Source organism: Nocardia sp. NBC_00565 (assembly GCF_036345915.1).
Taxonomy (GTDB): domain Bacteria; phylum Actinomycetota; class Actinomycetes; order Mycobacteriales; family Mycobacteriaceae; genus Nocardia.
The window spans coordinates 1,223,393-1,250,100 of sequence record NZ_CP107785.1 but is presented as its reverse complement, the minus strand read 5'-3'; the positions used below and the strand labels follow the sequence as shown (position 1 = coordinate 1,250,100).

Annotated in this window: 21 protein-coding genes; 8 read left to right on the top strand and 13 right to left on the bottom strand. The window is 66.0% G+C overall.

Translation table 11 applies throughout. The features are described 5' to 3' along the window. Positions 1-77 precede the first annotated feature (77 nt). The 3 genes from OG874_RS06145 to OG874_RS06135 form a co-directional block, all read right to left on the bottom strand. Complete coding sequence (locus tag OG874_RS06145; RefSeq protein ID WP_330254142.1) at positions 78-1,613, bottom strand: AMP-binding protein; 1,536 nt, start codon at positions 1,611-1,613, stop codon at positions 78-80. 120 nt (positions 1,614-1,733) lie between these two features. Continuing rightward, positions 1,734-4,202 carry a CaiB/BaiF CoA transferase family protein gene (locus OG874_RS06140; RefSeq protein WP_330254141.1) on the bottom strand — a complete coding sequence of 823 codons (2,469 nt, stop codon included), beginning with the start codon at positions 4,200-4,202 and terminating at the stop codon, positions 1,734-1,736. 81 nt (positions 4,203-4,283) lie between these two features. Beyond that, a complete protein-coding gene (locus tag OG874_RS06135; RefSeq protein ID WP_330254140.1) occupies positions 4,284-5,747 on the bottom strand; it encodes an aldehyde dehydrogenase family protein in 1,464 nt (487 codons plus the stop codon). Positions 5,748-5,951: 204 nt separating this feature from the next. Between OG874_RS06135 and OG874_RS06130 the strand changes: the two genes are divergently transcribed. Both OG874_RS06130 and OG874_RS06125 read left to right on the top strand, forming a co-directional pair. Next, positions 5,952-6,566 (top strand): TetR/AcrR family transcriptional regulator, encoded by a 615-nt coding sequence (locus tag OG874_RS06130; protein ID WP_330254139.1) that lies wholly within the window; start codon positions 5,952-5,954, stop codon positions 6,564-6,566. Positions 6,567-6,680: 114 nt separating this feature from the next. Further along, positions 6,681-7,511, top strand: a complete 831-nt coding sequence (locus OG874_RS06125; RefSeq protein ID WP_330254138.1) for a mycofactocin-coupled SDR family oxidoreductase — start codon at positions 6,681-6,683, stop codon at positions 7,509-7,511. Between the two features lie 251 nt (positions 7,512-7,762). Here the strand turns inward: OG874_RS06125 and OG874_RS06115 are convergent, their stop codons facing one another. Both OG874_RS06115 and OG874_RS06110 read right to left on the bottom strand, forming a co-directional pair. Next, on the bottom strand, positions 7,763-8,194 hold the full coding sequence (locus OG874_RS06115; RefSeq protein WP_330254137.1) for a Zn-ribbon domain-containing OB-fold protein: 432 nt from the start codon (positions 8,192-8,194) through the stop codon (positions 7,763-7,765). Continuing rightward, complete coding sequence (locus tag OG874_RS06110; protein WP_330254136.1) at positions 8,191-9,384, bottom strand: thiolase C-terminal domain-containing protein; 1,194 nt, start codon at positions 9,382-9,384, stop codon at positions 8,191-8,193. The genes OG874_RS06115 and OG874_RS06110 overlap by 4 nt, the downstream gene beginning before the upstream one ends. Positions 9,385-9,698: 314 nt before the next feature. Between OG874_RS06110 and OG874_RS06105 the strand changes: the two genes are divergently transcribed. Next, a complete protein-coding gene (locus OG874_RS06105) occupies positions 9,699-12,164 on the top strand; it encodes a CaiB/BaiF CoA transferase family protein (protein ID WP_330254135.1) in 2,466 nt (821 codons plus the stop codon). A gap of 218 nt (positions 12,165-12,382) precedes the next feature. Further along, on the top strand, positions 12,383-13,177 hold the full coding sequence (locus OG874_RS06100) for a FadR/GntR family transcriptional regulator (RefSeq protein WP_330254134.1): 795 nt from the start codon (positions 12,383-12,385) through the stop codon (positions 13,175-13,177). A 184-nt stretch (positions 13,178-13,361) separates the two neighbouring features. On the opposite strand, the gene OG874_RS06095 is transcribed toward OG874_RS06100, so the two are convergent. The 3 genes from OG874_RS06095 to OG874_RS06085 form a co-directional block, all read right to left on the bottom strand. Then, positions 13,362-14,642 carry an FAS1-like dehydratase domain-containing protein gene (locus tag OG874_RS06095; protein WP_330254133.1) on the bottom strand — a complete coding sequence of 427 codons (1,281 nt, stop codon included), beginning with the start codon at positions 14,640-14,642 and terminating at the stop codon, positions 13,362-13,364. Between the two features lie 337 nt (positions 14,643-14,979). Next, complete coding sequence (locus tag OG874_RS06090) at positions 14,980-16,482, bottom strand: class I adenylate-forming enzyme family protein (RefSeq protein WP_330254132.1); 1,503 nt, start codon at positions 16,480-16,482, stop codon at positions 14,980-14,982. Positions 16,483-16,509: 27 nt separating this feature from the next. Beyond that, on the bottom strand, positions 16,510-16,818 hold the full coding sequence (locus tag OG874_RS06085; protein WP_330254131.1) for a hypothetical protein: 309 nt from the start codon (positions 16,816-16,818) through the stop codon (positions 16,510-16,512). Between the two features lie 199 nt (positions 16,819-17,017). Between OG874_RS06085 and OG874_RS06080 the strand changes: the two genes are divergently transcribed. The 3 genes from OG874_RS06080 (at position 17,018) to OG874_RS06070 (ending at position 20,958) form a co-directional block, all read left to right on the top strand. Continuing rightward, entirely contained in the window at positions 17,018-17,776 is a 759-nt protein-coding gene (locus OG874_RS06080) for an SDR family NAD(P)-dependent oxidoreductase (protein ID WP_330254130.1), read from the top strand. 31 nt (positions 17,777-17,807) lie between these two features. Beyond that, positions 17,808-19,946, top strand: coding sequence for an acyl-CoA dehydrogenase (locus OG874_RS06075; RefSeq protein ID WP_330254129.1), 2,139 nt, complete (start codon positions 17,808-17,810; stop codon positions 19,944-19,946). Between the two features lie 109 nt (positions 19,947-20,055). After that, positions 20,056-20,958 carry an acyl-CoA thioesterase gene (locus OG874_RS06070; RefSeq protein ID WP_330254128.1) on the top strand — a complete coding sequence of 301 codons (903 nt, stop codon included), beginning with the start codon at positions 20,056-20,058 and terminating at the stop codon, positions 20,956-20,958. 19 nt (positions 20,959-20,977) lie between these two features. Here OG874_RS06070 and OG874_RS06065 read toward each other — a convergent pair whose 3' ends face one another. Next, positions 20,978-21,115 (bottom strand): hypothetical protein, encoded by a 138-nt coding sequence (locus OG874_RS06065; RefSeq protein ID WP_330254127.1) that lies wholly within the window; start codon positions 21,113-21,115, stop codon positions 20,978-20,980. Between the two features lie 446 nt (positions 21,116-21,561). On the opposite strand from OG874_RS06065, the gene OG874_RS06060 reads away from it, so the two are divergent. Then, positions 21,562-22,416, top strand: coding sequence for a DUF2889 domain-containing protein (locus tag OG874_RS06060; protein WP_330254126.1), 855 nt, complete (start codon positions 21,562-21,564; stop codon positions 22,414-22,416). A gap of 201 nt (positions 22,417-22,617) precedes the next feature. On the opposite strand, the gene OG874_RS06055 is transcribed toward OG874_RS06060, so the two are convergent. The 4 genes from OG874_RS06055 to OG874_RS06040 form a co-directional block, all read right to left on the bottom strand. Continuing rightward, the gene (locus tag OG874_RS06055; protein WP_330254125.1) at positions 22,618-23,232 is read right to left on the bottom strand and encodes an MlaD family protein; all 615 of its coding nucleotides are present in this window, start codon (positions 23,230-23,232) and stop codon (positions 22,618-22,620) included. A 4-nt stretch (positions 23,233-23,236) separates the two neighbouring features. Beyond that, complete coding sequence (locus tag OG874_RS06050) at positions 23,237-24,088, bottom strand: ABC transporter permease (RefSeq protein ID WP_330257200.1); 852 nt, start codon at positions 24,086-24,088, stop codon at positions 23,237-23,239. A gap of 7 nt (positions 24,089-24,095) precedes the next feature. Further along, positions 24,096-24,806, bottom strand: a complete 711-nt coding sequence (locus OG874_RS06045) for an MlaE family ABC transporter permease (RefSeq protein ID WP_330257199.1) — start codon at positions 24,804-24,806, stop codon at positions 24,096-24,098. Positions 24,807-25,448: 642 nt separating this feature from the next. Next, entirely contained in the window at positions 25,449-26,687 is a 1,239-nt protein-coding gene (locus OG874_RS06040) for a cytochrome P450 (RefSeq protein WP_330254124.1), read from the bottom strand. Positions 26,688-26,708: the final 21 nt, after the last annotated feature.

Genomic DNA, 26,708 nt, shown 5'->3' with positions numbered 1-26,708 from the left:
CCCAGTTGAGGAGCCCAGGTCGCGGGATACATCAGCCCGCACAACCGCACACACATCGTGGGGCCAGCAGTGTCGAGTCAGGGGCGGCGTACCGGCGGGCTCCATGTGGCGGTCAGATCGATCGTGTCGAGCAGACCGGTCTTGAGAACCTTGTTGGTTGGCGTGCGCGGCAGCGTATCGGTCAGGGCGAGGTACTTCGGCAGGGCGTGTCTGGGTAGGCGGCTTGTCATCCACTCGTAGAGTGCCTGCTCGTCCAACGTACAGTTCTCGACGATCTCTGCTGCGATCAGGATCTCGTGTCCCGCAACGGAATCAGGGACGCCGATTACGGCGCAGGCAACAAGTTGCGGATGCTCGTCAATGACTGCTTCGACCGCGGTGGCGGAGATGTTCTCACCCATCCGGCGAATCGTGTCGCCGTTCCGGTGGAGAAATTCGAAGTTGCCGTCGGGATGTCGAACGACGATGTCGCCCGTATGGTACCAACCGCCGGCCAGTGCCCGCTCGGTCGCCGCCGGCTGGTTCAGGTAGCCGACCATGATCATGAGGCGGTTGCCGGGCTGGATCCAGAGCTCTCCCGGGACGCCGTCGACCACTGGCTGTCCGTTCTCGTCGACCACTTGCGCCCGGTAGCCATCGCGTACGCGGCCGCACCACGTGTGCTCGAGGTCGGTTGGGGTGCCGCTCAACACCAGCGGGAAACCGACCTCCGTGGAACCGTAGAGGTCGTAGCACTTCACATCGAATCGCCGTGCGAATTCGGCGGCGAGAGCGACATTGTGCCCCGCGAATACGGCCTCGAGCGGATTGTCGGCGTCGTCCGCGCGCGGCGGCAGCGCCAGCAACAACGCCGCAAGGAGAGTCCCTGTGGTGCAGCCGAACTCGCGTACGTCGTCCATGGTGGCCTTCGCCGAGAACCGTTCACGGAAGACGACCTGGCCCCCGGTCGCGCACATCGACACCAGCGGACTGCGTCCGGTGACGTGGAACATTGGACGGCAGTTGTAGGTCACATCGTTCGGGCCCAAGGGAATTCGGTCGGCCATCGTAGCGAACTGGGCCCAATCGAGTATCACGCCCTTGGCCGGTCCGGTACTGCCGGAGGTGTAGATCACGCACGCGTTATCGGCCGGTGCAGGCAGCGAATCGAACTCGATGGTGGCGGCGCCCAAGTTTTTCCACTCGCCACGCTCGACGACACGAATGGGTAAGGCCGGTCTGGTGTTTCGGATGTGGTCGACGAATTCCGGTCGGGCCAGGCACAGCATCGGCGCGGCATCATCGAGGACATGTTCGAGGAAGGCGCCCTTCAGTTCTGCGTTAACCGGAACCTCCACGGCGCCAAGGCAACCGAGCGCGATCCAGACCATCGCCGCATCGATCGAGGGCGGCAGTAAGGTCGCCACCCGGGAGCCGGGCAGCACGCCCAGGCCGCGTAGATACTCGGCCCAGCTGCGAACGCCCTCCCACGTTGCGCCGTAGGTGGCGTGGCCGCCGGTCACCTCGTGGAGAAACGGCCGGTCCGGCTCCGATGAAGCGCGAGAACGTAATTGAACCGGCAGCACCGAGGCCGGATCGGTTGCCTTGGTAACGAACGTCGATGCTGCAGACAACCCGGGTCTCTTCCTTCTCGTGCTTCAGGAGCCGACCGGCGCTGCGCCGCGAGGTTCGCGTAGGTCGGCGCTCTGTCAGGCTGCGGGCGCCCGGCCTGGCGCCCGCGTGCCAGCGACAATTCAGTTGTCGCAGGCGATGACTCCGAGCTCGACCAGCTCGTCGATGCGCTCCTCCCCCACCCCGATCTCGCGGAGTACCGCACGGGTGTGCTGGCCGATGGTGCAGCCCGCGTCGGCCTTGGTGCGCGAGCGCGAGAAGCGGGTGAGCGGGGCCAGTCGACGGTGCTCGTCGAAGATCGGGCTGACCGCTTCGACGCTATAGCCGGCCTCGAAGAACGGATCGGACTGCAGCGCCGACTCGGAGTTGCGTTCGAGGATCGCGACACAACCCACGTCGAGGGACGCGAGTTCGTCCTCCCATTGCTGTTTTCCCTTGCCCGCGAACACGCCCTCGAGCACGTCCGCGAGGGCCGCATCGTCGTCGCGGCGGCCCTGCGGGGTGGAGAACCGCGCGTCGGAGGCCAGATCGGCATAGGGTGACAGCGCCTTCACCACCGCCTTCCATTCACCGGGCAGCGGCGCCGCCAGGAAGACCCAGCCGTCAGCGGCCTGGTACATCCGGTAGAGCGCGCCGAGCCCGTAGAACTGCGCATCCGCAGACGCGATCTCCGGCCGACCCTCGTAGCTGGTGTTGTAGGAGATCAGCGCCTGATGCACGGTGCCGAGCATGGTGGTGACCATATTCGAGAGTTCGACCCCGTTGCGCTTGGCGTAGAGGCCCACCAGCATCGCAGAGGCGACACCCAGGGCGGCGATGCCGTCGGATTGGACGGCCGGCACCGCACCGGCCGCGTGCAGGGTCCGCGCTCCGGCACGCAATGCCGCTCGGTCGCCCGGCGCGTTCGCGGCGTCACGACCGTCGACCGCTGACAGTCCGGTCGCCGCGCCTATTGAGGGGGCATAGGCGGGCCGGGCGGCGTACGGACCCTCGACGCCGTACCCAGGGGTGCTCAGATACACGAGGTCCGGATTGATCGCCTTGAGTGTCGTCTCGTCGATCTGCGTTCGCTCCGCGGCCGCGCCCCGAAAGCATTGCAGCACAATGTTGCTGCGCTTGACCAGTTCGTATACGAGCTCGAGTCCTGTGGGTGTCGTGAGATCGACCGCGACGCTTTCCTTGCCCTGCAGCACTTTGGCTCCACCAGCCTCGTGGAAGGCCACGAGATTACGAATGTTGTCGCCCGCGACCGGTTCGATCTTGATCACTCTGGCCCCGAGATCACCGAGGATGGTCGCGCCGTAGGGACCGGCGAACATGGTGCCGAATTCGAGGACCGTCACACCGTTGAGCGGCAACTCCGCCGGCGCGGTGGCGCCCGCGGCCGAGGTCGACACGGCCGCGGCGATCGTGGCCCGCACTTCGTCATCGTGCTGGCCCGGCAGCGGTGCCGGACGCAGCGCAGTCAGCGGCCTGCCGTCGGTGTGGATGAGGGTCGACGGTTGGCGGACCGGACCGATACCAGGATTGTCGACGGTGACGGCTCGACCGTCGGCCACGACCTGCGGGTGGTCCAGCGCCTCGTCGGGTGTGCGGAAGGCCTCGGCGCTGATGTCGTGGTTGGTCTCGAAGACCTGCTGCCATTCCTCGAACGAGCGGGCGCCGACACGATCGAGCATCATTTCCCAGAACTCCGCGCGGAGTTCGGCGGTCGGCAGCATCGGGAAGCCGGTCCACTTCGAGTCGGCCAGTTCCTTCACGAGATCGAGTTCGGTGAGCCACGCCTGCATCAACCGGGGCGCGGTCTGCGCGAACTGCAGCCAGCGCCCGTCTTTCGTTGCCGCGATCAGCAGGGCATAGATCAGGTATGCCTGTGGGCGCCCGTCGTCGTCGTAGGCCACATCCATCGGGCTGAAGGCGTCCGGGTAGCGCTCGAGGACCATCTCGTAGAACCAGTTGTAGGGGTCCATCGCCCCCATCCCGGTCACCAGGTTGGATTCGACGACCTGCCCATACCCGCTCGACATGCGCTCGATCAGCGCGGCGAGGACGCCGTGAACGGCAGCCTGTGACGCCCCGAAACAGGCGTAGGGCGCGGTGACGAACGCAGGTCCCGGCCGGGTGGTCAGCTGACGCTTCTCGAACATGACCCCGGTCTTGGCCATGACGAGGCCTTCCCAGCCCTTGTAGTCCTTCCATGGACCGGTGCTCCCCCAACCGGTGATCGACGCCCAGACCAGTCGCGGATACTTCTGCGCCACCGTCTGCGCGGTGAGCCCGATCCGGGCCGCCGAGGTCGGCCGCATCGTCGTGATCAGCACGTCCGCAGTGCTGAGCAGCGCGCGCAGCGAGGCGAGGTCGCCGTCCGCACGCACGTCCAGAGTGACGCTGCGCTTGCCGCGCAGCAGCCCGGGCCAGCCCGCGAGGTTGCGCAGGTCGCTGCCACCGGGCGGCTCGACCATGATGACGTCTGCGCCGCAGTCCGCCAGAAACTGGCTCGCCTGCGCGCCGGGCAACGTGGTCGAGAGGTCGACGACCACCAGGTCCGCAAGGGGACCCGAGCTGGTTACGTGGTCCGGTCCTGTCGTCACGGTGAATCCTTTCGTCACAAAATAATCGGCACCGCAGTGCCACGCCACGCCCGTCGTCGTGGCGACGGGCGTGGCGAAAGGTCAAGCGATGGCGATGTTCTTGAGCCGAAGGAACTCCTCGATGCCCTGGCGGCCGCCTTCCTTGCCCAGGCCGCTGAGGCCGACGCCGCCAAACGCGCGGTTGACACCGAGGTTCATCGCGCCGTTGATCAGAACCTCGCCGGTGATCAGTTCCTCCGCGACCCGGTGCGCCCGGCGCAGGTCGTTGGTCTGGATGTAGCCCGACAGGCCGTACTCGCTGCTGTTGGCGATCTCGATCGCCTCCTGCTCGGTCGCGAACGGGGTGATGGCCAGCACCGGGCCGAACACCTCTTTCTGGGCGAGTTCGGACTGCGGATCGACGTCGGCGAACACGGTCGGCTCGATGAAGAATCCGTCGGCCAACTCGCCGCCGATCCGATGGCCACCGGTGACCAGACGCGCGCCGTCCGCTTGGGCGCGCTCGATCATGCCGAGGATCCGGTGCAGTGCCGCCTCGTTGACGACAGGCCCGGATACGGTCCCTTCGGCCAGCGGGTCGCCGACGGCGATGAATCCGGCGAACGCCTTGACGCGCCCGATCATCTCCTCATAGATGCTGTCCTGCACCAACATTCGGGTCGGAAGTGCGCAGCCTTGGCCGCTGAGCGCACCGATGGACATCATCGTGCCGTGCGAGCAGGCCTGGTCGAGGTCGGCGTCCGCGAACACGATGTTCGCCGATTTGCCGCCGAGCTCGAGCACCGACGGCTTCATCAGGTCGGCGCAGCTGTGCAGGATCTTGCGCGCGGTATCGGGACCTCCGGTAAAGGTCACCTTTTTGACCAGCGGGTGCTCGACGAGTGCCGCGCCGGCCGCGGGCGCGCCGGGCAGAATGTTGACCACACCGGCCGGTATGCCGGCCTGCTCGACGAGATCGGCGAAGAGCTCCGCGGTGAAGGGAGTCAGCTCGGAGGGCTTGACCACCACTGTATTTCCCGCCGCCAGAGCGGCCGGAATCTTCATCGCGAGCGAGATCAGCGGGCCGTTCCAGGTGATGATCACACCGATCACGCCGTACGGCTGCCCGAGCGAGTAGGAGAACTCTCCGTCCGGGCCGAACGATCCGGTGACCTCCGAGGTGAGCTTGTCCACCCAGCCCGCGTAGTAGCGCGTCCACTCGATCGACGACGCGACCAGACCGGCCGCGACCGGAATGGGGGTGCCGTTGTCGAGCGCGCCCAGGCGAGCGAACTCTTCGGCGTTGGCCTCGATCAGATCGGCGAGCCTGGTCAACATCTGCCGCCGCTCGGCCGGCCGGGTGCGGCGCCAGTCGGCGAAGGCGTCGTGCGCCGCCCGCGCTGCCTGGTCGACCTCGGCCGGACCTGCCAGCGGGATCCGCGCGTCTACCGTGCCGTCGACGGGGTTGACGTGCTCATGGACCCCGCCCGATCCGGTCGCGATCCGCTCGGTACCGATGCGGAGGTGCACGGTGGGCCTGGTGGTGTCGATTGCCTGACTGGTCATGGATTCGTCACTTCGCTTCGCTGCGATCGGATGAGATGACAACGCCATCTTAGTTATCTATGTTGTGCAGCTCACACAGTATTACGGACTCAATGTGTCTGCAAGTAGCAAAATATTGAATACCGCGGGATTGCTCAGGCAGTCGACTGTGATTGGTTGATTCGATACGAACGCGCGGACAGTTGCATCGAGGAGAGAAACCACATGGGCCGGCAAGCCACACCACTCGGACGCCCGCGTGACCCTGAACTGGACGAGAAGCTGATGACGGCGGCGCTGCTCGAGTACGCCAGGCTCGGATGGGGAGCCTTCACCATGCAGGGCGTCGCTAGACGCGCCGGCGTCGGGAAATCCGCGCTCTATCTGCGCTGGGCGAACAAGGAGCAACTGCTGCTCGACAGCGTCGAATCGGTGGCGCTGACCTTACGTGTCAACGTCGACACCGGCTCCCTGACCGGCGATTTGACTGCGCTGGCCACCGCACTGCTCGAACACTTCCTCGACCCGGTCGGCTGGGCGACCCTGCGGATCAGCATCGATGTCACCGCCGAGTTGACCGATCTGCGGCCGTTCCAGCAGCGCATCGTGAAGGCGCTGCGGGCGTCGGCAACGGGAGCCTTCGCCCGGGCCGTCGAGCGCGGGGAGATGTCGGCGGACACCGCCCACAAGCCCCTGCTCGAGTCTCTGTTCGGCGCGGTGCTGATGCATACGCTCTCGTGCTCACAGGAGGAGCGCGCCCATGCCCGCACACACCCCGGCGAGCATGTCGCCCCGCTGGTCGATGTGATTGTGCGCTCAGCTCAGCCGACTAAGAAGTGATTGCACGTAGATAACCTAGTGGGTTACCTTAATCTCGCATGCGACGTATGCATTGACACCCCGCACACGGGGCCCTCCCGCGGCAATCCCGTGTCGAATCGACGGAGGACCACCATGACCGGTCTCGAAGGCAAAGTCGCCCTGATCACTGGAGCCGCACGGGGACAGGGCCGCTCGCACGCGCTGCGCCTGGCGAGCGAGGGTGCCGACATCATCGCCCTCGACATCTGCGCAGACATCGACACCATGGACTACCCCAATGCCACCCCCGCGGACCTGAAGGAAACAGTCGCCCAGGTCGAGGCGCTCGGACGCCGGATCGTCGCGGTCGAGACCGACGTTCGCGATGCCGCCGCGACCCGGGCGGCGGTCGACCGTGGTTTCGAGACTTTCGGACGGATCGACATCGTGCTGTCCAATGCCGGCATCGTCCGGCTCAGCGACGGCCCCGACGACTATGCCCAGATGTGGCAGGACGTGGTGTCGACCAACCTGAGCGGTGGCTTCCACGTGGTGAATGCCGCTGTGCCGCACATCATTTCCGGCGGTCGGGGTGGTTCGGTCGTGTTCACCGGATCGACGGCAGGGGTGCGCCCCACCCCGAGCCTGAACACCGCCGCGCTGGCCTACACCGCGTCCAAGTGGGGTCTGGTCGGTATCTGCAAGCAGTACGCCGCGTCGCTGGCGGAGCACTCGATTCGGGTCAACATCGTGCACCCGACCGGCGTCGCGTCGGGCATGACGATGAACGAGGCGATGGGCCGGCTCGCTCAGGAGGCGGCCGCCGGCGGCGACAACTCCATCTCGCAGATGCAGAATGCGATGCCGATCGAGATCCTGCAGCCGAGCGACATCTCCGACGCCATCGCGTTCCTGGTCTCCGATCAGGCGAAGTGGATTACCGGCGTCTCGCTGCCCGTGGACGCGGGCTTCTCCATCCGCTGAGCCCGGATCCTCGGACGGCGGTCAGTGCCGGCTCGGCTGGCACGACGAACATCGACATCCGGCGATAGGGCGACGCGTCCAGGTCGGTGACGGCCATGACGATGAAGAGGCCGCGTAGCGCGCGATGGACGAGAACCACTTTTCGCCGCTGATGACCCAGTCGTCACCCCGGAAATGCCGCGACGCGGGCCAGGAAAACCCTGACCCGCGTTGCGGCACTGCATGATCGGCGAATCAGAGCGCCGAAATTCTCATCCCTGAGCCGGACGGAAGACCGGAAGCTGCCAGCCGTCCGAAATGGGCGAGAAGGTCACCTCCAGCTCCATACCGATCTGGACCTCGCTCGGATCCACGTCCACGATATTTGTCACCAGCCGGGCATCGTCGGCACCCTCGAGGGAGACCACCGCCCCAACCAGGGTGATGTCGGGAATTCCCGGGAAGCCGTGGATGACGGCGTAGCTGTAGACGCTGCCGCGGCCCGAGAGTTCTTTCCAGTTCTTCTCGGTGGACTGACATTCCGGGCAGAATGGCGTAGGCGGCATCCGGAAGTGCCCGCACGAACCGCATTGCAGTGCAACGAGTTTGCCCTCTTTGGCGTACTGCCAGAACGGCTCGGTGTCGCTGTTGGTGGTGATGTGGACCGCATCGGCCGGCAAGGTGGTCGCACGTACGTCGCTCATGCCGCACTCCCTAAGATCAGGCCGGAGACCGGCAGGGACGCGGGTCCGCCTGTGGCGAGTGCGAATTCGGCATCGGCCACTTGGTTGATCGCAGTGCCTCGCATCTGCTCCACCGCCTCCTTGATGTGGGTCATACCGATGATGTAGGCCTCCGACAGCTGACCACCGTGAGTGTTGACCGGGATCGAGCCGCCCTTGTACCGGATGGCACCGCTCTCCACGAACTCGCCGCCCTCACCCTTACCGCAGAATCCGTAGTCCTCGAGCTGCATCAGCACCATCGGCGTGAAGTGGTCGTAGAGCAGTGCCACATCGATGTCCTGGGCCGTCAAGCCCGACTGGTCCCACAGTCGCTTGGCGATCGGGGCGTTACCCGAGGACGCGAAGTACTCGTCCGGCATTCCGTACCAGGCGAAGGCGCGGCCCCACTCGCGACGACCGCCGTGCGCGACCGCGACGACCGGCACCGGCTTCTGCCGCAGGTCCTTGGCCCGCTCGGCGCTGGTGGTGATCACCGCGACCGCCCCCTCGGTCTCGAGACAGAAGTCGTAGAGGCACAGCGGATCCGCGATTATACGGCCGTTGAAGTACTCCTCCTTGGTCAGCGGCTTCTTCTGAATTGCCTTGGGCCGGTTGAGCGCATTCTCCCGCGTCGAGATCGCGATCTCCGCGAACGCGTCGCGCCGCGTGCCGTACAGATGCATGTGCCGCCGCGCCAGGACCGACATCAAATGGCCCGGACCGGACAGACCCGACGGTTGCAGGAAGGAGTTGATCGGATCCGGGGCGCTGGCCGCGAAGACCGAGCCCAGGCGCTGCTTGTGCTGCTGCAGCGTCATCACGGTGACCACCGTGGTGGCGTCACCGGCGACGATCGCCGCGCGAGCGAGTCCGATCGAACCGGCCGCGCCGCCACCACCAGAAGTCAGCGAGGCGGTGAAGGTGACCTCGGGGATGCCCAGAGTCTCCATGAAATCGGCGGTGTCCATCTTGTCGCCGTACCCAGCGCCGGCGCCGGAGTAATAGGCGAAACCGTCGATCTCCTTGACCGAGATGCCGGCATCCTCGCAGGCCGCCAGGATCGCCTTGCCCGCCAACTCCAGATTCGTCTGCGGCGCGGACCCCCCGCGCTTGTAGTACGGGGTCGCCCCCACGCCGACTATCGCGACATCCCTCAAACCGTTGGACACATCAACACTCCATTCTGGTTGCCGCCAACCGCCGAACCTCAGGCGCGGCACGTGCACCACACGCCGAAGGCCTCGGCGTCACACGCGTGCGGAGCCATTGGGTCACCTGTATTACAAAGTAATCTATCGGATCACCCGTTGCCAGGGATCGGCCGATATCTACACAGCCTTGCTGGTCAGAATTTAAACCTTGTGAACTATGTAAGCTAGCGATAACCTGAGATTCAGATCACACCCCACCGGCGTAGTGCTCGGGCTCACACCACATCCCCCTGCGCCCGATCGGAAACTCACCCTGATCCGGAGGATCACCAGTGACTGTTGACCCACCCCGCAACGACACTCCCGCCAACGCCGGACCACTCGACCACCTGACGGTGATCGACCTGTCGACCACCCTGCCCGGAGCACAGGCCACCATGTTCCTGGCCGATGCCGGAGCAGAAGTGATCTTCGTCGAACCCCGCTCCGGCAGTCGGCTGCGGGCGCTGTCGGGGTGGCCCGCCCTCGGTCGCGGTAAGAAGAGCATCACCCTCGACCTGCACGAGAACGCGGACGCCGAGACCCTGCGCGGACTCCTGCGAACGGCCGACGTGCTGGTCACCACCATGCGTCCCGCGTCCGCCGCCCGGCTCGGTCTCGACCCCGCCGCACTGCATGAGCTCAATCCCCGGCTGGTCAGCGCAGCCATCACCGGGTGGGGTTCGACCGGGCCTTTCAAAGACCTCAAAGGTTACGAGGCCCTGGTGATGGCGAAGCTCGGCATCATGTACGGCAAACGCCAGACCACGACCCGCCCCGGTCCGTCGTTCGTGCCCACACCGTTCGCGTCCTGGGGTGCCTCGCAGACTGCGCTGCACGGCATCCTGGCCGCATTGCTCGAGCGCGAGGACAGCGGGACCGGACAGCACGTCGAGGCCGACCTGGTCCGCGGAATCGCCACGATGGACACCTGGCAGTGGTTCTCGGAGCTCGTGGTGAACCGGTGGCCCGACGCATTCGTCCCGGTATCCGCGTTCGACGACGAGGGCAACCCCAACGGGCACCTGATCTACCCGCTGCTCGTCGCGCCCACCAAGGACGGCCACTTCATCCAGTTCGCGCAGACCGAGCCCCGCCTGTTCCTGGCACTGATGAAGGAACTCGACCTCACCTGGATGTTCACCGATCCGAAATGGGCCGGTGTTCCGCAACTCGAGGACGTCGCCCTGCGCATAGAACTGTGGGAGATCATGCTCGAGCGAGCATCCGCCCGCACCCTCGCCGAGTGGCAGCACGTCTTCGACACCAACCCCGACCTCAGCGCGGAGGTCTTCCGCACCCCGGCCGACGCGCTGCGTCACCCGCAATTGGTGCACGACGGACGGGTCGTGACGATCACCGATCCCGATCTCGGCGAGGTGACCCAGCCGTCCACACTGATCCACGTGAACGGCGCCGCGATGGCGCCACCGCGGCTGGCACCGCGGCCGGGGGCCGATACCGAGGCGCTGCGACGGCGAGCGGACCGATCTCCCGTCGCACCAACAACTTCCGGTGATGCTCGCGCCGAACTACCCCTCGCGGGCATCACCGTTCTCGAGCTCGGCTCCATGTTCGCCGGTCCCTATGCAGCCACGCTGCTCGCTGATCTCGGCGCTCGGGTGCTCAAGGTGGAGCCTCTCGCGGGCGACACCATTCGCGGCCTGGTGCCGTTCCCGGAAGCGGGCGGCGCAAAGGTGATGCAGGGCAAGGAATCCATTGCCCTCGACATGCATTCGCCCGAGGGGTTGGCGATCGTGCACCGGCTCGCCGAGCGGTCCGATGTGGTGCTGCAGACTTACCGTGCGTGCGCGGCCGAGCGAGCCGGAGTCGACGCCGCCACCCTGACCGCGCTCAACCCCGGACTGATCTACCTGTGCGCACCGGGATACGGGGTCGACGGACCGTACGGCGCCAAACCCGCCTACGCCCCCTCCATCGGCGCGGCGACCGGCCTCGGACTGACCGACGTACCGGACGCCACAGCAAGGGTCGGCACCCTCGACGAGGTCAAGGCCGCGGTGATCCGGCTGTACGCCGCCGCCGCCAACCTCTCGGTGCAGGCGGACGGGATCGCAGCGCTCGGCGCGGCATCGGCGATGCTGCTCGGACTGCTCGCCCGCCGCCGCGGCCACCCGCTCGGCACCCTGACCACCACCATGATCGGCACCGGAACCCACGCGCTGGTGGACCGCAACGTCGACTACCCGGGCCGGGTCGAGCCACTACGCCCCGACCGCGACATGCATGGCTACAGTGCGCTCTACCGGCTCTACCAGGCCGAGGACGGATGGATCTTCCTGGCCGCCCCGCTCGAGCACGAATGGCCGGCCCTGACGGCCGCGCTCGAACCGCATCTCCCACTGGCCGAGGACCCCCGCTTCGCGATGGTGCAGGCCCGGACCGAGAACGACGACGCGCTCGCCGAGGAACTGGCAGTGGTCTTCGCTTCTCGCCCGAAGGCTGTGTGGGAGAAGGAACTCGGCGGGGCGGATGTCGGCTGCGTCGCAGTGGCCGAGCAGGTCGCGGAGAAGACGCTGCAGGAGGACGAGTTCTTCGAAGCCGGCTACAGCGTGACGGCAGTGCACCCGACATTCGACGTACACCGCAGACTCAGCCCGGCCACCACCTTCTCGCGATCCCGCACCAAGGCCGACGGGGGTTGCCTCCTCGGCGAACACACCGACACCCTGCTCGCCGAGATCGGGTACGACGCCGTGACAATCGCCGATCTGCGGACCCGCGGGATCGTGGCCTGACCGATCGAGATCGGGACACCCCGTCCTTGCCGCGACTCGCACGCGAGGTCGACAACACGCCGGTCTGCGAAACTTATTAAACCTAGTACGATACATAGCAGCATTCAAGGAAATCTTCGTGCCCGTGCCTGCGAGCCAACGGCCCGCGCGCACCCGGCACGGGGCCGGAACAAGATGGTTTACTTTGCTGACGAAGATGATCTACCGGGAGGAATTAAGTGGCTGACAGGGCCTTCGCACCGATCTTCGACTCGCGCAGCGCGGCGTCTCGCCCGATCCGGACGCCCAAAACAGCCCAGCTGGTCGCACGTAACCTTCGCCGCATGATCATCGACGGCAACCTGAAGGACGGCGACCACCTCCCGCACGAGGCCGAGCTGATGGAGCATTACTCGGTCAGCCGCCCCACCCTGCGTGAGGCCGTGCGCGTCCTCGAATCCGAACGCCTCGTCGAGGTGCGCCGCGGATCCCGCTCCGGCGCCCGCGTGTGCGTCCCAGGGCCCGAGATTGTCGCCCGGCCTGCGTCGCTGCTGCTCGAACTCTCCGGCGCCACGGTCGCGGACGTATTCGTCGCCCGCGAAGCCATCGAACCCGACGCCGCTCGCATCCTCGCTGTCGACGGCACCGAGGAAAATTTCGACGAACTCGAGCGCATCGTCGACGAAGAGATCCCCGCCGCCTTCGCCTCCGACAACCTTGCGGCGGGCACATCCGCCTTCCATCTGCGCATGGTGCAGTTGTCCGGTAACGCGACGCTGGCCATCATCGCCGGCATGTTGCACGAGATCACCGAGCGCCACACCGGCGCGGTACTGCTCGAGACCCGCGCGGACAAGGAGCGCTACGAGTCCTCGTACAAGCTCGAGATCCGGTCCTGCCGACGACTGATCAAGCTGCTGCGCGCCCGGGACGCGGACGGCGCGTTCGCGCATTGGCAGAAGCACATGGTCAACGCCCGACTGTCGCTACTCGAGGGCCGCGAGAACGTCCAGGTGCGCGACATCCTCGACTAGGGTCCACAGTTCGACCGATCCTGGGCACATGTAATCCGTTGCACGGTCCGGGGCACGGCTCTGAAACGCAACGTCGAGCGTGCCGAAACATGAAGAACTCGCTGAGGTATACGTGGGCGCACCTCAGCGAGTTCGTCCAAGGATCCAGCGTTCCGGGGAAGACTGGATTCCGTTGGCAGAGCGGTCAGTTGGCGGAACGGCGGGCCGCGGCCCGCAGCTCACCGTGGCGCGCGAGCATCTGCGCGGCGACTATCTGGAGTTCCTTCGGCGGGGTCGGCAGGGTGATCAAGCCGCCCTCGCGGCTGGGCAGGGCGATGGTGGCCGTCGCCGGACAGGTGACCTCGCCGCGCTGGCTGGTGCCGCGGAACTCGACGTCGACCAGATACCGGTCGCCCTCGATCCGCTTGCCGACGACCTCACCGGTGATGGTGTGGGTGTCGCCCTGGTAGTTGAACTTGCGCATCTGGCTCGACATGCTCACCAGCCACGCGTCGTCACCCATCCAGTCGGTGAGGTAGTGCGAGAGCCAGCAGTCGCGCATCATGCCGTAGTCGTAGGCGGCGGGCAAACCGATCGAGCGGGCATAGTCGCTGTCCCAGTGAATGCGCTGTGCGACGTCCGGAATCCCCTGCTCGTTCGGGATGTAGAACGGCGCGATGCGCTGACGGTTCAGATAGGTCAGGCGGCCGGTCGAGGGCGTGTACGGAGCGAAACCGTAACCGCCGGAATGGAAGACAACCATATCGGTGGCGGTCAGCGGCCCCTTGGCCATGGCGCCCAGGCTCTCACCGACCGAAATGTCCTCGTAGTACCGGGTATTCGCGCCCCGACGCTGCTCGGCTGCATAGATCTCGTCGATCTTCGCGATGTCATCGGGCGTGTAGGTGGCCGGCTCGATCGCCTGGTACTTGTTGCGCTTCTTCGACTCGTGGCGCTCGGTGTGGATCGTGATGACCTTCTGCACCTGCACGACCTCGGCGCGCTGGTTCATCTGGACATGCGAACGGGTGACGATCAGCGAACGGCCGGCGAACTCGGACTCCTTGAGCTCCACGTCGCTGAAACCCTGGAACGAGTACAGCGTGTCTCCGTCGTGGACGGGGCGGTACCAGTCGGTGGTGGTACCCGAGACGAACACGTGAATGCCGCGGAACGACGGGCGGCGCTGATCCTTGGGAACCGGATCCGCCAGCAGGTCCCGGGTGAGGGCGATGTTGATCATCGGGGGCGCGATCTGGCCGCCCCAGCGGGTGTCGAGACCATACTCCTCGTCGACGAACAGTGGGTTGTCGTCACCGTAGCTGCGCGCGAAATTGCGCATGACGTCGGGCGTGGCGCGGGTGAACTGCTCGCGCTGGGTCACCGCGTGATAGATGCCGACCAAGTCGTGCGCGCGCTGAATATCCTCGTCGCGGAAGGTGTACACCTGCGGTGCGTCCTTCTGCTTTTCTTCCGCCGTCGTCATCTGTACTACCTCCGTGGTCGTGAGCTGATGCGGGCCCGCGCTGCGATTCGGCGGCCGAGCCTCGTACCTGAGGGGCGCAGATCTCACCTTACATAGAAAGTAAACTAAGTGAAAGAGGTTGACGCGCCTTCTCGTCTCAGATCTCTATCTAAGTTAACGAGGTAGACCGTCTCGGTGAGCAACGCCTATTCACCCCGGGAGCTCGAGCCGGGGGCCTCGGTCCGCGCACCGAGGACGGCGGAACTCGTAGCCATGCGGCTACGGAGCAAGATCGTGCACCACGAACGCCCCTTCCGAATCTCGGAAGGGGCATCGCTGTCACCGGACAGGTGCGGGTTCAGACCACGACGTCGTCGGCGACGATCCGTTCCAGCACGTGACGACGGACCAGCTTTCCGGTCTCCGTGCGCGGCAACTCGTCCCAGTAGACGATCCGCTCGGGTGTCTTGCTGCCGCGCAGCACATTGCGCACGTAGGCCCGCAGGTCCTCCGGGGCCAGAGCCATTCCGGGGCGCACCACGACGGCGGCCTCGATCCGCTGGCCCCACACCTCGTCCGGCACACCGACCACGGCGGTGTCGAGCACCGCGGGGTGCCGGAGGATGACGTCCTCGATCTCCGCCGGCGCGATGTTCTCGGCGCCACGAATGATCGTGTCGTCGATACGCCCGCCGATGTACAGGTAACCGGCCTCGTCGACGTACCCCTGGTCGCGGGTGTTGAAGAAGCCGCGGTCGTCGACCGCACGTCCGATGCCCGCGTACTCGGCCGACACCTGCTCCCCACGCACGCAGATGCTGCCCGCGACACCTGGACCCACCACCGCGTCGTTTGCGTCCCTGATTTCGAGGTCTATGCCGGGAACCACCCGGCCGACCGACCCCAGCCGGGCGCGAACGGCCGGTTCGTCACTGGCGAGCGCGGCCCGATGATCCTCGGGACCGAGCACCGCGACGGTGGAGCTGGTCTCGGTGAGTCCGTAGGCGTTGACGAACCCGACCTCCGGCCACATCTGCAGCGCCTTCTCGATGACGGCGGCAGGCATCGGCGCCCCGCCGTAGGCGAGACTGCGCAGCGACGGCAGTGATTTGTCCTCATCGGATTCGACGATCCGCGCCAGCATCGTCGGGACGACCAGCGCGTTGGTGATCTCCTCTTCGCGGGCGAGCTGAAGCCACTGCGCGGGAGTGAACCGTTCGAGCACCAGGGTGCGCCGGCCCGAGTACAGGCTGGTGATCGCATTCGCTACTGCCGCGATGTGATACGGCGGGACGCTGATGAGTGCGGCGTCGACCGGCTCGGCGGAGGCGAACTCGACCGACCCGAACACGTACGAGGTGAGGTTCTCGTGCCGGAGCAGGACGCCTTTGGGCGCTGAGGTGGTACCGCTGGTGTAGATCACGACGGCCGGCGCTTCGGTCTCGTCGAGGTCCGGCGAGGCGTCGGCGGCGACCGGCTCGGCAGTCCTGGCCAGCCACTGTGCGGGGGTGAGAGCGGTCAGCCCGGCTTTCCGTAAGATCGGCACCTGCGCTTCGTCGGCGATGCCGATCGCGCGCGGGTGGTTGGCCAGCAACGACTGGAGCTGCTCGGCACCGAGCCGGTAGTTCACCGGCACCAACGGAACCCCCGCCCGCGCCGCGGAGAACAGGGCAACCGGGAAGGCAGGGCCGTTGACCGCGAGGTAGACCATCGAGTCCGCGCCGGACTCGCGAATCGCGGCCGCGCCCGCCTCGGACATCTCACCGAGCCGCGCGGCAGTGATGCCGCCCTCGCGACGACCGACCACCACACGGTCCCCGAAACCGTCGATCGCCATGTCCAGCAGCATCGTCAAATTCATTCGAAAGCTCCAATAGTTCGCGTTTAGTCAGTCCGAGGACGGCAGCGGCTTGGCCTGCTTGACCTCCAGCGGGCGGTCCCCCACCGCCAGGGAGCCGTCACCGGCCTTGGTGCACAGCACTTCGAGCCCGGTCTCCTCATCGACATAGCGCTTGCCGAGCAGGGAGCCGCAACGGTGCGCGGGGTCGATGGTGCTGCCGTCACCGACCCCGGCCTTACCTACCACCATCTCCGCGCCACCACAGGTGAGAGCGATATCGCCTCCGGGTGCGCGCACGACGATGAGCGCGGTCGCGTCGGTGGTGCTCGCCAGCGACTGGCCTACCTTGAGAATCACGGTGCCTCCATCTGTACCTCTTACCGGACCGGGCCACGTCACGAGAGTGTCTCGATACTTCACCGATCCGCGGTCCCTGTCACATAGTTTAGATAGTACTATAAGTGAGCGAAGCAAAACGCACGCCCACGCGTCGTGAACCATCCGTCGGACAGCCTTCATCAGCCCGACGGCGGACCCAAGCGGACAGGAAGCACATATGGAGATCAACGGAAAGAACGCGATCGTCGTCGGCGGCGCCTCCGGTATGGGTAAGGCCAGCGCACAGGCCCTCGCCGCGGCTGGCGCAAAGGTTGCGATCCTCGACCGGGAAGCAAGCGACGGCAAAGCGATCGCAGACGAGATCGGCGGCATCTTCCACGCCATCGACATCACCGATTTCGACGGTGCCGAACAGGCCCTCGCGGCCGCGGTCGCCGAATTGGGCAGCCTGCACATCGCTGTCAACACCGCGGGCGGCGGGACCGTGAAGAAGACCCTCGGCCGCGGCGGTCCGCACGATCTCGAGACCTTTCGTCAGGTCGTCGACCTGAACCTGATCTCCACTTTCAACCTCAACCGCCTGCAGGCGTTCCATATGAGCAAGAACGAGGCCGAGGACTCCGAGCGCGGCGTCATCGTCAACACATCCTCCATCGCGGCGTTCGAGGGCCAGATCGGTCAAGTCGCCTACACCGCCTCGAAGGCGGGCATCGCGGGTATGGCCCTGGTGATGGCCCGCGACCTGGGCCCGCAGGGCATCCGGGTGCTGGCCATCGCACCGAGCCTGTTCGCCACCGGCGCCACCGCCGCCTTCACCGACGAGCAGGTCGCCCCCCTGGTCGAGGACGCGGCCTTCCCGAAGCGGATGGGGCGACCGGAGGAGTACGCGAAACTCGCGCTCGCCATCGTCGACAACCAGATGCTGAACGGTCAATGCTTGCGACTGGACGCCGGCCAGCGGTTCGCACCCCGCTGACCCCGATCCGCACCCAGCTAGGAGACACCCCATGCCGTTGGCACTGACCGACGACCACCTCGCTATCGCCGAAGCGGTCCGGTCCTTCCTCGCCGACCAGAAGGCGCAGGAACTCGCGCGCCGCTTCCTCGACGATCCGGAAACCGACGCCACCGGGCTGCGGAAGCAGCTGGCCGGTCTCGGCTGGCTCGGACTACACCTGCCCACCGAGTTCGGCGGCGACGGCTACGGGCTGCCCGAATTGGCGATCGTCGCGGAGGAACTCGGCGCCGTGGTCGCGCCGGTTCCGTTCGTCACGACCGTCGTCACCTCTTCCGTGCTCGCCGCGTCCGGCACGAACGCCGCGAAGAGGGCGCTGTTGCCCGGTTTCGCAGACGGCTCGCACACAGCGGGACTCGGTCTGCACGGCGCCCTGGTCGCCGACGACTCAGGAGCACTGCACGGCGACGCCGGCCACGTGGTCGGCGCGGGCGCGGCGACCCTGCTCGCGGTGCGAGTCGGAGACAACGTCGCACTGGTTCGGTCGGACGCCGACGGCGTCGACGCGCAGGCCGTCGACGCGCTCGACCCCACGCTGCACATTCGCGGCGTGACGCTGCGGGGCGTCACCCCTGAGGCATTGCTGCCCGGCGCCGCGGCGGCGGCTGCCCGCACCGCCCAGGTCCTCGGCGCCGCCGAGGCGGCCGGCGGCGCCCGCGCCACCCTGGAGCACGCGCTCGGCTATGCGAAGGTGCGCGAACAGTTCGGCCGCGCCATCGGCTCGTTCCAGGCCGTCAAACATCACCTCGCGAACATGCTGGCCGGCTCCGAGCTCGCGGTGGCCACGGCCTGGGACGCCGCGCGCGCCGGCGTGCACGGCGACCAGGGCACCTTGACCGCGAACGTCGCGGGCGCGATCGCCTACGACGAATACGTCCGCAATGCGGAGAAGAGCATGCAGATCCACGGCGGGATCGGCTTCACCTGGGAGCACGACTGCCACCTGTATCTGCGCCGCGCCCAAAGCATTCGAGCGCTGTTCGGCGCGGTGGACGCCGCCCGGGACGCGGTGTATGTCAGCGCGACCGAAGGGGTGCGCCGCGAGTACGCCGTCGACCTGCCGCCGGAGGCAGAGAAGTTCCGCGCCGAGGCGGCCGCGTTCGTCACGGAGTTGAACGCCGCGCCCGAGTCCGACCGCCGCCGGATGCTGGTCGACTCCGGATACTTGATGCCGCACTGGCGCAAGCCTTTCGGCCGCGAAGCCGACCCGGTCGAACAGCTGGTCATCGACGAGGAATTCACGGGCGTGGAATTGCCCAACCTGGGCATCGGCGCCTGGGTCACGCTGACGCTGAGCCAGCACGGCACGCCGGCCCAGATCGAGCGGTGGATCCGGGCGAGTCTGCTGGGTGAACTGGTCTGGTGCCAGTTGTTCTCCGAGCCCGGCGCCGGTTCGGACGCGGCTGCGGTGAGCACCCGGGGCGTTCGGGTCGAGGGCGGCTGGCAGGTGACCGGGCAGAAGGTGTGGACATCGAACGCGCAGAACTGCAATCGCGGTCTGGCGACCATTCGGACCAATCGGGACGCGCCGAAGCACAAGGGCATCACCGCCGTTGTGATCGACCTGCACGCGCCCGGCGTCGAGGTTCGGCCCCTGCGGGAAATCACCGGGGATGCGGTGTTCAACGAGGTGTTCTTCGACGACGTCTTCGTTCCGGACTCCGACGTCGTCGGCGAGGTGAACAACGGCTGGACCGTCGCCCGCGCGACCCTCGGCAACGAACGTGTCTCCATCGGCGGCATGGCGCATGGCCGGACTCCGTTCGACCTGATCGATCTGGTGCGCATCGGCGGCGACCGCGCGGCCGTACGTGAGGTCGCGGGCCTGCTCGCCATGGAACAGGCCCTGCAAGTGCTGAACCTGCGGCACGTCGCGCGCGCCGTCACGGGGGCCGCTCCGGGGCCCGAGGGCAGTGTCACCAAGCTGCTCTCGGCCGAACACCTGCAGCACACCGCCGAGGCGGGTATGCGACTGGCGGGCGAGGCCGCGGTGGTCGGGCAGCTCCCCGAGGTCGGTCGTGACTATCTGTTCGGCCGGGCACACACCATTGCGGGCGGTACCTCGGAGATCAACCGCAACGTGATCGCCGAGCGACTGCTGGGACTGCCTCGGGAACAGATCGCACGCTGACCATCGCTTCCCCGACATGGCAAGGGCCCCGGCATCATTCGATGGCGGGGCTCTCATCTCGAATGCCACCGATTCGCCGACAAGTATTACCTAGTAATATACTCCGAAGATGTCCAGCACCCTCGAGGCCGACGTGATCGATCCGCCGCACGGCCCCCGCCCACCACTCGGGCGCATCCTCGACCTCGAGGAGGTCGACACCGACCTATACATCGGCCATTCCTACAACGACGCGGCCCTGCGCATCTACGGCGGCCAGGCCGTCGGACAGGCTCTGATCGCCGCCGGCCGAACCGTCGAACCGGAACGCCGGGCCCATTCGATGCACGGTCATTTCATCCACCCCGGCAACCCCCAGGCGGCGGTGCTGTACCACGTCGAACGAGTCAGGGACGGTGGAAGTTTCACCACCCGATCGATACGGGCCACCCAGGGCGGGGTAACCATCTTCCTGCTGACCGCGTCCTTCCAGCGGCCCGAGCGCGGGTTCTCACACCAGGCCCGCGAAACTGCCGCGCCCGCACCCGAAGAGGTGCGTGCCTTCGAGGACTCGGTCGATCCCGAGTACCTGGACGGCGCCGAGTGGCTGCCCCAACTGCGCGCGAACATCGCCGTCGACTTTCGGTTCCCGGAGGAGTACCCCCGACTCGCCAACTCGCGCGGCGAATCCCGGCCACCCCGGCAGCGGGCCTGGATCCGGACCACCGAGAGGCTCGCCGAGGATCCACTGGTCCAGGCGGCCGGCTTCGCGTACACCTCGGACCTGTTCCTGCTGTCGTCCGCGCTCCCCCCGCACGCCGTCACCATCGACGAGCCCGGTATGCAACTCGCCAGCCTCGACCACTCGGTCTGGTTACACGAGGACTTCCGCTCCGACGAGTGGCACCTGTACGAGCAGGAGGGACTGTGGACCGGCGGTGGCCGTGGACTCGCCCGCGGCCATCTCTACGACCGCAACGGCATCCTCGTGGCCAGCACCATGCAGGAGGGCCTGCTGCGACTGCGGAAGTAGCCGCGATCCGGAGAACCCGTCACCCGACCTGGTTCTGAGCGCGGCCCCGGTCGATGACGGCGGCGCGGCGGTCGGCGACCCGCGACGGATCGAACGTCGCGGACCTGGTGTCGTTCCTGGCCTCCGACAGGGCGGCCCGGATTACGGGCCAGCGCATCGAAATCCACGGCGGCAGAGCGCAGGTCGCCCCCTGAGTCGTGTGCGTCCCCAGACACGGGCGCCGACGGACACGACCGCGGCACTTCAGATCGTGGCGTCGACTGTCCCGCGGGTCAGCACCGGTGCGCCCGTGCGAGCGCGGAGCTCTGTCAGGCTAGGGCAGGGCCCGACTCCACTGCGCTCGATGGTATGTTACTAGGTGCACCTCGTACGCTGGCGCGCTGAGTTGGCCCGGCCGCACTGTGGAATGAACTCCGGTGTGAACGATTCGAAGGAGGCACCGACTTGGTTGTCGAGATACCGGTTGGCCTCGTTGCCAGAGGACCAGCCGAGCCCACTCCCCCGCGCCGACCCGGATCCGTGCGGCGCACGTCGACCATCGACATGTGGTGGCCCGGGGGCCCGGGAACCCAACTCCGGCTTGTCGGACGCGCACGAGATCTGTTGACACCCAACGACGGTGGCGATCCGGTGGTGCTACGCGAAGACACCATGCGGGCGGGCGTCAACTCCGCGACGCGCACGATCGAGGAGATCGAGGCGCACCCCACTCGCCCGAACGTGACGAAGCTGATCGGCGCGCGGGGCGGGGGAAACTCACGCGCGGTGCTCGCCGAGGCGATGGCCGATGAGTCCGCCGCGGGGACACCGCTGTACCTACTGCTGGACGACATCGCAGGCGCCTCCCTCATCGCCGGGTTCGCCTACTCCCGCTGGATCGACCGCGACCTGCTCATGCAGGAGATCCGCGCCAGGCCGGTCCGCGACATGACCGGGATCTGCACGGGGTTCCAGCGGGGTTCCGGCGCCCTGATGCCGGACGGTTCTTCCCAGTGGAACCACCAGGTCCGGCCCGTGGAGCCGCTTCCCCGCGCGAGCGATCCACTGAGTTGGCATGCGCTGGAAGAGATCACGGATGTGGCCATGCGCCGCGCGCGCCGCATCGACGTGCACATCGAGGACGTGATCACCATGGATTCGATGTTCCAGGACAGTTCGACGGTACCCACCGGAGGGCGCGTCGCGGTGCACGAGTACCGGCTGACGGCCACCGCGGATCGGGTCACCGGAGAGCTGCTCACGATCGACGCCGACCCCCGCGTACTGCCCTACGACGAGTGCCCCCTCGCCTCACGCAACGTCGGAAAGGTGCTCGGCACACCGCTTTCCGAGCTCCGCACCGTCGTGCTGGAAAAGTTCTCCGGGACCGCGGGCTGCACCCACCTCAACGACGCGATGCGCGCGCTCGCGGAAGTTCCCGTCCTCATCCGCGCCTTGCGCGAAGACGAGCACCGCTGAAGAAGCCGAGCCTCTCCCCACGCGCGCCACAGCTGGCCCGGCCTGCTCCCCCAAGAGGCACTGCACCACCGAGTCGTGTTCGGCAACGGTGACCAGCAGACCATCGCACCTCCCCCGAAGACCGAAAAGTTCACCGGTCAACCCGTCCACGAGAAACCCGACCTCTACGAGTCGGGCCCGACCTGGCCGTGGTTGCGATCGCTACTGTCCACCGAACGCCTGACGGAATTGCTGCCGAAGGCGTTCCACGCAGGCGTGCTTCGTCACGAATTTCCGCACCTGCGCGCCGTGCACTTCGTGCTTCCCGGACTCCTGGGCCGCGGCTTCGAAAACCGTATTCACCTCCGTGGTCACGTTCTCGGCGCGCAGTACCGCACCTGCGGAAATCCTTGCCGTAGAAGGATTTTCAGGGTCGACCAGGCTGACATATTTGGCACCGAAGATGGTGGTCGGTTTGATCTCGGCCCGGATATTGGCCGGTATCCGCCGCACCGCGTCGCCGGAGAGTTTCAACTGCAGCGAAGCGTGACCCGCGGCGTCGACGTCTACCGCACCCACCTGTCCGACCTCGGCCCCGCGCAGCTTGACCTTGGCACCGCGTTCCATCACCAAACCGGAACGGTCGGACTGCAATCGGACCTGGACAGAGCGGTGCTGGCTGCCGGTGAAGAAGAACACGGTGGCCCACACCAAGCCGCCGACCACCAGGATCGAGAGTACCGACCACCAGCCGGGACGGACTCCGCCCCGCGGCGCCGGATCGAAGAATGCGGTCGCGATCGCCGACCGACGTCTGTGCTGAGAGTTGCCTCGCATACCGCTATCCCGAGAGATTGAAGTTGCCGGCATCGCCGTATACGGACAGCGAAATCATCAGCGTGACTGACACGGCGGCGACCAGCGACATCCGCACCGCCCGCCCGACCGCTTCGCCGACTCCCGCTGGGCCACCGTGCGCGGTGTAGCCGTAGTAGGTGTGGATGAGCATGACGATCAACGCCATCGCTATCGCTTGGAAGAATGACCACAGCAGATCCGTCGGTCGTAGGAAAGTCCAGAAGTAGTGGTCGTAGACACCGGCGGACTGGCCGTAGACAACGGTGGTGCCCAGTCGCGCGGCAAAGAACGACATGATGACCGCCACCGCGTACAGCGGCATGACGACGACCATCCCTGCCACGACCCGGGTTGAAGCGAGATAGGTGATCGACGGAATGCCCATGACTTCCAACGCGTCGATCTCCTCGGAGATCCGCATCGACCCGATCTGGGCGGTCGCCCCGGCACCGATGGTCGCCGCCAGGCCGATCCCCGCGACCACCGGCGAGACGATCCGCACATTCAGAAATGCCGACAGGAATCCGGTCAGGGCCTCGACTCCGATATTGGCGAGCGAGTTGTAGCCCTGCACGGCGATCAGCGCTCCCGCCGACAGCGTCAGGAAGCCGACGATGACGACCGTGCCGCCGATGATCGCGAGAGCGCCTGTGCCCAGGCTCATCTCGGCGATCAACCGGATGATTTCCTTGCCGTAGGACCGCACCGCCGGCCAGGTGGACCCCACGGCGCGCCCATAGAATGCGGTCTGCTCACCGAACCGATTCCAGGTACGTATCCGTGCTCGCAGGAACCTCGCCGGGCGCGGATACCGCGCTGCGATAACTTCGACCATCACACCCTCACATCGTGGCTTTCACACCGACCGCGGTAACGATCACGTTCACGACGAACAACGCCATGAAAGTGAAGACCACGGTCTCGTTGACGGCGTCGCCGACGCCCTTGGCTCCCCCCTTGACGGTCAAGCCCTTGTAGCAAGCGATCAGGCCCGCGCAGAGCCCGAACAGTGTGGCCTTGACGATCGAGATGACGACTTCGTCGATTCCGGTCACCAGGGTCAATCCGGAGACGAACGCTCCCGGCGTCACGTGCTGGACGAATACCGAGAAGGTGAACGCCCCCATGAGTCCGACCACTGCGACCATGCTGTTGAGCAACAGCGCGACCAACATGGCCGCGAGGACGCGGGGCAGTACCAGTCGCTGGATCGGATCGATGCCCATCGTCTTCATCGCATCGATCTCTTCGCGGATGGTCCGCGCACCCAGATCGGCACACACCGCCGTGGCTCCCGCTCCGGCGACGACGAGCACGGTCACCATCGGCCCGATCTGAGAGACCGCGCCCAATCCCGCTCCGGCACCGGACATATCGGCAGCGCCGAGTTCGACGAGCAGGATATTGATGATGAATACCGTCAGCACCGTGAACGGGATCGACAGCATTAACGCCGGCATGATCGATACGCGCGCGATGAACCAGCACTGACGAACGAACTCACCTGCCGCGAAAGGCCTTTTGGCGATGGCCACGAATGTATCCAGCGCCATCGCGAAGAACCCACCCAGCGCGCGGATGGGAGTTGCAGCGTACGGCAGGATCACGGTTCATTCCTTCGCGAGAGGTCGTGGCCGAGGCGGTCGTCATGTGGATCGAATGTGACACCACACATAAATTCCGATGCCGGCAGACATTACTGGCAGCTTGCTCGACAAGCAATACCTAGTTCACTAAGTAGATATTCACGTTCGTCCACGAGACGGTAGCCCAAAGTCTCGCCGCTGACACGACAGCGCGCTAAATCGATGTCGGACAACATCTTTCGAGGACAAATTTGAAATTAACCGAATATTGATTATTTATATTCAGTTACTTCGTGCGCCATAACTCCGTCACGACGGACCATGTTTCGGCGAACTGCCGGTGACGGTTAGACGAGTGATCGATGATGCATGACTGCTATTGCTTTGATTGCTTGGCTGTCTGCATCGAACGCTACGGTCGACGTTCGTCACAGCCGCCGGCTCAACCCACCGCAAGCTGCGCGATGAGTCGGCCAGACAGTTCGATTCGCGTGGTGCCCAAGGAAATCGAGGACCACCGACGGTTGCGTGCGCTGCGGAAGACGAGACGTTCGTCATCTCGTACCTTGCGGAGCGACATATCGAACTTGCCCGTAGCTTCCTCGCTGTCTATCCGGGCTCGTCGACTAGCGACAGGCGGAGGGTGGAACCGGCGGGAGAACCGGGCCTGAACGTGACCGGCAGGCTGATGAAGCCATTGACCACGCCGATCGAGGGATAGGGCTGCGCGTCGCCCACGACGTAATCCGGCATCCGTCGCAGCACCTCTTCGATCACGATCCGGGCTTCCGACCGCGCGAAGTGGGATCCGAGACAGCGATGGATTCCCAAACCGAACGCCTGATGTTTATTGGGGAAACGGTCGAGGATCACTTCGTCCGGGTCGTCGAATGCCTCGGGATCGAAGTTCGCCGAGGACCAGGACAGGAACACCCGCTCCCCCGCGTCGACCTTTTGATCGCTGATGGCGCACGATCGAGTCGCCGTGCGCGCCAGACCTGCGACCGGCGAGAAGTACCGCAGGAACTCCTCGATCGCTTTTGGGAGCAGATCGGAGTCCGTACGCAGCAGTTCACGCTGTTCCGGGTTCCGGTACAGCCATTCCAGCGCGTTGCCGATCAGACTTCCCGTCGTGTCGACACCGCCGAAGATCACCAGGGTGATGATCTCCATCAGCCGGTCGTCCGCAAGCGTTCGGCCGTTGATCTGTGCCTGCACCAGATGGGAGATCAGATCGTCGGTCGGTTCCACGCGGCGGCGGGCGATGACTTCGTTGACCTGCCCGAGGATCGTCAGGAGATTTCCCATGGCGGTGACGTACTCGGGCGTCTCAGGCGCCGAATGGATGAGCGAGTGTGTCACCTCCGAGAAGACCTGCCAGCCATCGAGCGGCAGACCGAGCAGCGCCATGGTGAAGATGGCCGGTACCGGCGAGGCGACGTCGAGAATCAAGTCACCCCGACCCGATTCGATGATCGAGTCGATGCAGTATGCGGTGGCCTCCCGCACGAACGGCTCCCACTTTTTGGCCTCGGCGGGTGAGAAGCGGCTGGTGAGGAGCTTGCGGTAATCGAAGAATTCCGGCGGGTCCATTTCGATCGGAACTTGCCGCATCGGACTCACCGGGATGGTGGTCGCGTGATGGGAGCCATCGGGTAGCTCGAAATAGGACGAAAATGTCGCGTCGTCACGAACGACCTCCGCGACGTCGGCGTACCGGCTGACGACCCAGTAGCCGTCGTGCGCATCGGTATGGGCGACCGGGCATCGGTCGCGCAGATCGGCGTTTATGCGGCGCCAATTCCTAGCGTATTCGGGCGAGTGATGATCAAAGGACACATTGGTCATGGAACCTCCACGGGTTGCGAT